7 protein-coding genes and 1 pseudogene are annotated in these 7,507 nt (G+C 71.0%); 5 read left to right on the top strand and 3 right to left on the bottom strand.

All coding sequences use genetic code 11. The annotated features are described in order from the left end of the window. The first annotated feature begins 54 nt into the window (after positions 1-54). Positions 55-561: a GNAT family N-acetyltransferase gene (locus tag LDL48_RS28160; RefSeq protein WP_225258248.1), complete on the top strand. Its 507-nt coding sequence runs from the start codon at positions 55-57 to the stop codon at positions 559-561. Positions 562-592: 31 nt separating this feature from the next. On the opposite strand, the gene LDL48_RS28165 is transcribed toward LDL48_RS28160, so the two are convergent. From LDL48_RS28165 to LDL48_RS28175, 3 genes are all read right to left on the bottom strand, one after another. Further along, complete coding sequence (locus LDL48_RS28165) at positions 593-1,048, bottom strand: SRPBCC family protein (protein ID WP_225258249.1); 456 nt, start codon at positions 1,046-1,048, stop codon at positions 593-595. 2 nt (positions 1,049-1,050) lie between these two features. Further along, positions 1,051-1,809, bottom strand: a complete 759-nt coding sequence (locus LDL48_RS28170) for a hypothetical protein (protein ID WP_225258250.1) — start codon at positions 1,807-1,809, stop codon at positions 1,051-1,053. Positions 1,810-1,885: 76 nt separating this feature from the next. Beyond that, complete coding sequence (locus tag LDL48_RS28175) at positions 1,886-3,505, bottom strand: methyl-accepting chemotaxis protein (RefSeq protein WP_225258251.1); 1,620 nt, start codon at positions 3,503-3,505, stop codon at positions 1,886-1,888. A gap of 155 nt (positions 3,506-3,660) precedes the next feature. Here LDL48_RS28175 and LDL48_RS28180 point away from each other — a divergent pair, with 155 nt between their 5' ends. From LDL48_RS28180 to LDL48_RS28195, 4 genes and pseudogenes are all read left to right on the top strand, one after another. Continuing rightward, positions 3,661-4,668, top strand: a complete 1,008-nt coding sequence (locus LDL48_RS28180; RefSeq protein ID WP_225258252.1) for a CE1 family esterase — start codon at positions 3,661-3,663, stop codon at positions 4,666-4,668. Between the two features lie 265 nt (positions 4,669-4,933). Beyond that, entirely contained in the window at positions 4,934-6,067 is a 1,134-nt protein-coding gene (locus LDL48_RS28185; protein WP_225258253.1) for an RCC1 domain-containing protein, read from the top strand. Positions 6,068-6,277: 210 nt separating this feature from the next. Further along, complete coding sequence (locus LDL48_RS28190) at positions 6,278-6,925, top strand: DNA alkylation repair protein (protein ID WP_255629243.1); 648 nt, start codon at positions 6,278-6,280, stop codon at positions 6,923-6,925. A gap of 302 nt (positions 6,926-7,227) precedes the next feature. Beyond that, a pseudogene (locus LDL48_RS28195) lies at positions 7,228-7,507 on the top strand (glycoside hydrolase family 11 protein); the annotation flags it as partial.

Below are 7,507 nucleotides of genomic sequence, written 5' to 3' on the forward strand. Positions count from 1 at the left end.
CGGACCGGTCGGGGCGGCCCGGTTTCTGTCGTACCCGGGTGGCAGGCTCGTCGTATGCCACCAGCACGCGGAAACGATGTGGCGCTGCGGCCGATCCTGGACGCAGACCTCGACGTCCTGTTCGACCAGATGCGCGAGCCCGAGTCGGTCCGGATGGCCGCCTTCACCGCCGCCGACCCGGACGACCGGGCCGCCTTCGACGCCCACATGGCGAGGGTCCGGGCCCGGCCGGACGTCACCATGCGCGCGATAACCGCCGGTGGGCGCCTCGTCGGCAGCATCGCGAGCTTCCGCGTCGGCGGGGACACCGAGGTCACCTACTGGATCGACCGGGCCTGCTGGGGACAGGGCATCGCCGGCCGGGCGCTCGCCCTGCTGCTCGGCACGGTGCGCACCCGGCCCCTGCTCGCGCGGGCGGCCAGTGACAACGTGGGATCGATCAGGGTGCTGACGAGGGCTGGGTTCGTGGTCGTCGGCACCGAGCTCTCGTATGCGAACGCCCGGGACGCCGAGATCGTGGAGACGATCCTGCGCCTGGACGGTCCCTCGCCCACGGCGTGACCGGCCCGTTCTCCAGCGTGACCGGCCGGGTCTACGGGGTGACCAGCCGGGCGAGGTTGGCCAGTGCCTCGGCGGTGCCGGCCTCGTTGTCCGCCGCCGCAATGGCGTCCGGCACGCCCTCGTGCAGGATGGTGACGACGGTGCCGCCGGCCGTGTCGGCGAGCGTGGTGGTCACCGTCATCGTGCCGCGCAGCGCCGGGTCCGCGGTCTCGAACTCCATCTCCTCGACCACCCGCTCGTCCGGGACGAGCCGGAGGAAACGGCCGTGGTAGGTGTCGGTGGACTCCGCCGACTTGCCGACACCGTCCGGCGCGGTATAGATGAGCGAGACCCGGAACGAACCCCCCTCGCGCGCCTCGAACTCGTGCACCCGGCTGGTCATGCCGGTGGGCACGCGCCACTTCGCGATCGCGTCTGGATCGAGCAGCGCCCGGTAGATCGCGCTGCGTGCGGCGGGGATGGTCCGCGAGGCCCGGGTGGAGTACACGACTACCTGGCCAGTTCCACGAAATCGATCACGTCGGCCTCCGCGGGGGCGGTGAGTTCCGGGATGGCCGCACCGAAATCGGAGAAGTCGACCCGGCCGTCGCCGGCCGTCGGCGCCTCGATCCGCAGCGGGTACGGTTCGCCGACCGTCGCGATGTACAGCGTGCCGCCGTCCGTCCCGTCGTCGACCAGGCCGACCGCGGGGACACCGTCGATCTTCTTCGTCGGGCCCTTGGTGACCGTGCCCGAGTTGTCCAGGACCTCCCCGACGCTGGCGACGCTGAACAGTCCGGCGAGGTTCTTGTCGTCGGCGGGGACCTTGACCCACCGGTCCCCCACCAGCTTGGCGATGTCCTTCGCCTTCTTCGGGTCGCCCATCAGGGCCCAGAACTGCTCGTTCGGCTTCATGTACTGCTGCCCGCCGACGGCCAGCAGCTGCACCTTCGCCGGGCCCATCGCCATCGCACCGCTGAGGTCCCTGCCCCTGGCCGTGACGTCGAGCGTGGCCCGCTGACCGTCGTTGTTCATGGTGCCGTTGATCCGGTAGGACGGCGCGCCGCCCAGGGCGGTCCTGGCGCGCGCCAGGATCTGGTCGGCGGTCAGGGCCGCGACGCCGTTGTCGGCCGCCGAGGGTGTCGCGGACGCCGCGGCCGGGACGGCTGGGTCCCCGTCGGCGTCGGCGCTGTTCTGGCAGCCGGTCAGCAGCACCGCGGCCGCCGCCGCGAGCGCGACCGTGGCAACCCTGTTCGTCCTGGTCCTCATCAGATCCTCCGCGTCCCCCGTGAGCCGGCGACGGAGGGTATCGCAGGTCCGTCGAGGCCGCCCACCCGGCGGTTGCTCAGACCCGGAACGTGGCGACGAGTTCGGTGAGTTCGTCGGCCATCCCGGCGAGATCGCGGGCGGCCTGCTGGGTGTCGTTCGCGCCGGCGCTCGTGGAACTCGCGTCCGACGCCACGCCGGAGATGTTCTCGGCGATCTGGCGCGTCCCGCCGGCCACCTCGGCGACGCTGCGGCCGATCTCCGCGGTGGTCGCCGCCTGTTCCTCCACCGCCGTGGCGATCGTGGACTGGATCTCCGAGATCTGGCCCACCACCTCGGAGATCTCACCGATCGCCCCGGTGGCGTTGCCGGTGGTCAGCTGGATCGCCTTGATCTTGGTGGTGATGTCCTCGGTGGCCTGAGCGGTCTCCAGGGCGAGATCCTTGACCTCGCCGGCCACCACGGCGAACCCCTTGCCGGCGTCGCCGGCCCGGGCGGCCTCGATGGTCGCGTTGAGCGCGAGCAGATTGGTCTGCTCGGCGATCGAGGTGATCGTCTTGACGATCGCCCCGATCTCCTCGCTGGCCTGGGCGAGTCTGCTGACCGCGTCCGAGGTGCTGCTCGCCGTGGTCACCCCCTTGTCCGCGATGATGGCGGCGGTTCCGGCGTTCCGGGCGATCTCGCCGATCGAGGCGTCCATCTGCTCGGCGGCGGTCGCGATGCCGGCCACGTTGGCCGACACCTGCTCCGCCGCGGACGAGACCAGCAGCGCCTGCGAACTGGTGCCGTCGGCGGTGCCGCCCATCCGCAACGACAACGCGGACAGTTCCCGGGACGCCCCGGTGAGCCCCTCGGTGCGGGCCGACACCAGACCCAGTGCACCCCGCACCTCGCGCACCGCGGCGTTGAACGCCTCGGACATCTCGGCGAGTTCGTCCCGGCCGCGGACCTCCAGCATCGCCGTCAGGTCCCGGTCGGCCAGCCGTCGCAGCGCGTGCACCACCTGCCGGGCGGGCACCGTCACGCTCCGGGTCAGCAACAACGCCAGCACGATCGCGAGCAGCAGGGCCAGCCCGCAACCGGCCGCCATCAGGATCTGGCCCCGGGTCGCGGACCGGTCCGCCTGGGCCACCGCGTCGTCGCTGCCGCTGGTGGTCGAGTCCGCGAGCTTGGTGGTCAGCGCACTGATCTGCTGTACGCCGTCGATGTAGGTCTTGTTCAGGATGCCGATGGCCTTGTCCGCGCCCGCCTTGGTGTCCTCGCGCAGGAACCCGGCCATCTCCTCCTCGGCCGCGTCCACCGCGGTGAACTGCTGCTTGAGCTGGTCGAACGTCTCCCGGTCGGTCCTGCTCAGGTGACTCAGGTCCATGTCGGCGAGCACCGCCACGGCGGCCTTCTTCGCCTTCACCGCGTCGTCGCGGTTGCTGCCCGGCCCCACCACCTGGGCCGGCGTACCGGCTCCGGCCTGCAGGTTGGAGAAGTACGCGATGACCCAGCTGTTCATGTCGGCGTTCAGGAACTTGAGTTCCATCGTCTGCCGGCTCAGGACCTGGACGGCCGCCGCCTTGCCCGCCGCGCGTTGCTGCTGGCGCTGTCCGGCCACCCCGAACGCCGTCACCACCACGAGCAGCCCACAGACCAGTCCGAAGGCTCCGAACAGGCGTACGCGCAGGCGGGTGGCACGCAGGAGACCAGTCATTGATACGGCACACATCCCATCGAACGGCTCGGGACTCAGCCTAGGTCGGCGGATGCCGCGCACGCTCGGGAATCGACGAGCGGGCATCAGGACATAGAGTTACGCCGATCCGTGGCCGAATCGGATCAGCGCCGCGAGCACCCCGGGAGCCGATGATGCCTGACCGCCCGTTCCGCCGAGCCGCCCTGACCGTCGCCGCCGCCGTGGCGATCGCCCCCGCCCTCGTCGCACCGGCGTCCGCGACCGGCCGCGGTGCCGCGCCGGACGACTGTTCCCGTCCGCCGGCCGCCGGGGACACCACCGTCGACGTGGACTTCGACGGCCGGAGCTATCCGGTCCTCGTCCACGTACCCGCGGCCCTCTCCGGCACCGCCCGGGTCCCGCTGGTGCTCAACCTGCACGGCAGCAGCGGCAACGGGGCGGGCCAGATGGACTACACCGGGTTGCGCGCGGTGGCCGGCGAGAACGGCTTCGTCGTGGCGGCGCCGGACGGCGCGATCCCGCTGCCGCAGAACCCGATGCCGGCCGGCGGCAGCTGGGCGTGGAACGTGCCGGGCGTGCCCACCACCGCCGGTCAGTTGCCGCCCCCGGACGCCCGGGACGACGTGCGGTATCTCGGCCGGGTGATCGACGTGGTGTCCGCGCGGTTCTGCACGGATCTGCGGCGTACCTATTCCACCGGGCACTCCGGCGGTGGGCGGATGTCGTCCGCGCTGGCCTGCCACCTCTCCGGACGGATCGCGGCCATCGCCGCGGGCGCCGGGCTGCGGGCCGGCCGGCCCGACCCGGACGACGTGAGCGTGCCCGAGGTGGAGGACTGCCGTCCCGGGCGTCCGGTGCCGGTGCTGACCTGGCACGGGCAGCAGGACTCGGTCAACCCCTACCCGGGCAGCGGCGACCTCCGGTGGGGCTACTCCGTACCGGTGGCCGCACAGACCTGGGCGCGACTGAACGGGTGCCGGTCCGGCCCGCAGGCCACGATCGTCACCGCGCAGGTGACCCGGCTGGCGTACACCGACTGCCGGCGCGGGGCCGAGGTGGTGCTTTACCGGATCAGCAACGGAGGGCACGTATGGCCCGGAGCGAGCGAACCGGGCACCGAGCTCGACGCCTCGCGAACCCTCTGGGACTTCTTCGCACGCTTCCGCCTTCCCAACGGGTAACGCATTGACCTGGGTCAACTCCCAAAGACCCATACTTACGGCAGTAACGGGTCCTTTCCCTGGTCGTTAGCGGTCAAACCCTGAACCGGTTCAGCATTGCCACTAGTCAATCTCTAAAGACGCTGCTATGAAATGGTAGGTCGTTCGCGACCCGGGGCAACGACGCCACCCACCGTCCGGCATCGATCGCGCTTGGGGACAACACATGAGTAGATTTCATAAAGGTCGGCTGCTCGCTCGAGGGAGGCGTGCCGCGCGAGCGATCATGGTCGTCGTGGCGGCCGGCAGCGCAATCGCGATGACCGCCCTGGGCCTCACCGCCGGCCCGGCAGCGGCCGCCCCGACACCCTCGAGCGTCGCCGCCGGCTACTCGCACACCTGCGCGGTCCGCACCGGCGGAACGCTCTGGTGCTGGGGCAGCAACGGCGTCGGCCAGCTCGGCAACGGCACCAACACCGCCTCCACCACCCCGGTCCAGGTCGGCGACGCCACCACCTGGGCCAGCATCGACGCCGGCACGAGCTACAGCTGCGCGATCCGGACCGACGGCAGCCTGTGGTGCTGGGGCAGCAACGGCAACGGCCAGCTCGCGGACGGCACCACCGACAACCGCAACGCACCGGTCCGCGTCGGCGACGCCACCAACTGGGCCAACGTCAGCGCCGGCGACAGTCACACCTGCGCGGTCCGCACCGACGGCAGCCTGTGGTGCTGGGGCTTCAACCGGCACGGACAGCTCGGCATCGGCGGCAGCGTGTACTACACGACCACACCGACCCGGGTCGGCACCGCGACCACCTGGTCGGGCGTCACCACCGGCAACGCGCACACCTGCGCCGTCCGCACCGACGGCACGCTCTGGTGCTGGGGCAACAACGGCAACGGCCAGCTCGGCGGCGGCTCCCTGAGCTACCGCGCCACGCCGGGGCAGGTCGGGACCGCCACCTCGTGGTCCGACGTGACCGCCGGATCCACGTACACCTGCGCCGTGCGCACCGACCGCACGCTCTGGTGCTGGGGCGCCAACGGCTACGGGCAGCTGGGTACCGGCAACACCACGTTCCAGCCCACGCCGGTCCAGGCCGGCAGCGTCGCCACCTGGACCCGGGTGAACGCGAGCTTCAGCACGACGTGCGCGACCCGTACCGACGGCAGCCTCTGGTGCTGGGGCAACAACATGGCCGGGCAGCTGGGCGACGGCACCACCACCCACCGGTCCGCTCCCGTCCGGGTCGGCCAGGCCACCAGCTGGACCGGCAGCTTCGTCGTCACGTACCACACCTGCGGTGCCCAGAGCGGTGGCAACCTGTGGTGCTGGGGCAACAACCTGTCCGGACAGCTGGGCGACGGCACCACCACCGACCGTTCCACGCCGGCCCAGGTCAGCCTGCCGAGCTGACCAACCAAGCCTGAGTCCCCCCGGCCGCGCCGTCGGCCGGCACCTCCTCCCCCAGCGGTGGTGCCGGTCGGCGACGCGGTTTTCTCGTCTTCCTCGTAGGCTGGCGGCATCCGCGACGTCCGCCGGGCCGTGGTGGTCGACGGCGAGCCGGTGGAGCTGGAGGCCGAGGTGCCGGAGACGACCGTGACCGACCCGACGGTGGCCGAGGTGATGGCCGAGCTGGCCGCGCTCGAGGACCCGAAGGCGCGCGAGGTGAACGCCCGGCACGGCGACGACCACGGCGTGAACCTGGGCAGTCTGCGCGCGCTCGCCAAGCGACTGAAGACGCAGCCGGAGCTCGCGCGCCGGCTCTGGGCGACGGACGACACCGCGGCGAAGCTGTTGGCGCTGCTGATCTGCCGCCCGAAGGCGTTCACCCGGGACGAACTGGACGCCATGCTGCGCGGGGCGCGCACTCCGAAGGTGCACGACTGGCTGGTCAACTACGTGGTCAAGAAGAGCTCGCACGCCGAGGAACTGCGGGTGGCGTGGTTCGCCGATCCGGACCCGGTGGTGGCGAGCGCCGGCTGGGCGCTGACCACCGAACGGGTGGCGAAGAAGCCCGAGGGCCTCGACCTGGCGGGCCTGCTCGACGTCATCGAGGCCGAGATGCGGGACGCCCCGGACCGCCTGCAGTGGGCGATGAACCACTGCCTGGCGCAGATCGGGATCGAGCACGCCGGGCTCCGCGCCCGCGCGCTCGACATCGGCGAGCGCCTGGAAGTGCTCAAGGACTACCCCACTCCGCCGAACTGCACGTCGCCGTTCGCACCGATCTGGATCAACGAGATGGTGCGGCGACAGCACGACGCTCCGTAAGTTTCGGCAAACATTCTGCCAATGCCGCTGCGGGCGCCATCGAGTCTTCGAAAACTGTAGTTTGCACCCGGGATGCATACATCGCGCCTGAGCAGCGGTTATGGCCTCCAAGCCGACCCCCGTGCGCTCTCGATATTTCCGAAACATTTCCGGAAGTTGTTGACAACAGGACAGCCGCCGAGCCAGGCTCTGCAACGACCGGCCTCGATGGCCCAAACCCCGTCACGGGTACGGCAACCAACGGCATCCCCACTTGGCCGGGTTGTCGTACCCGTGGGGCTGATCCCCAGGAGGAGCACCACATGACCGAAGACCTCGCCCCGCCGAGGGGCCGCCGCCGCAGAGGCATCCGCATGCTCATCGGCGCCGCCTGCGCCGCAGCGGTCGCCGTCTCCGGCGTGACGCTGGCCGGCAACGCCCACGCCGAGGCCGACCGCCAGCTCTCCTCGAACACGACCGGTACCCACAACGGGTTCTACTTCTCGTTCTGGAAGGACAGCGGCGACGCCAGCATGACGCTGCGCGAGAACGGCCGCTACACCAGCCAGTGGAGCAGGAGCACCAACAACTGGGTCGGCGGCA

It is taken from the genome of Jidongwangia harbinensis, from assembly GCF_020216025.1.
GTDB lineage: Bacteria > Actinomycetota > Actinomycetes > Mycobacteriales > Micromonosporaceae > Actinoplanes > Actinoplanes harbinensis.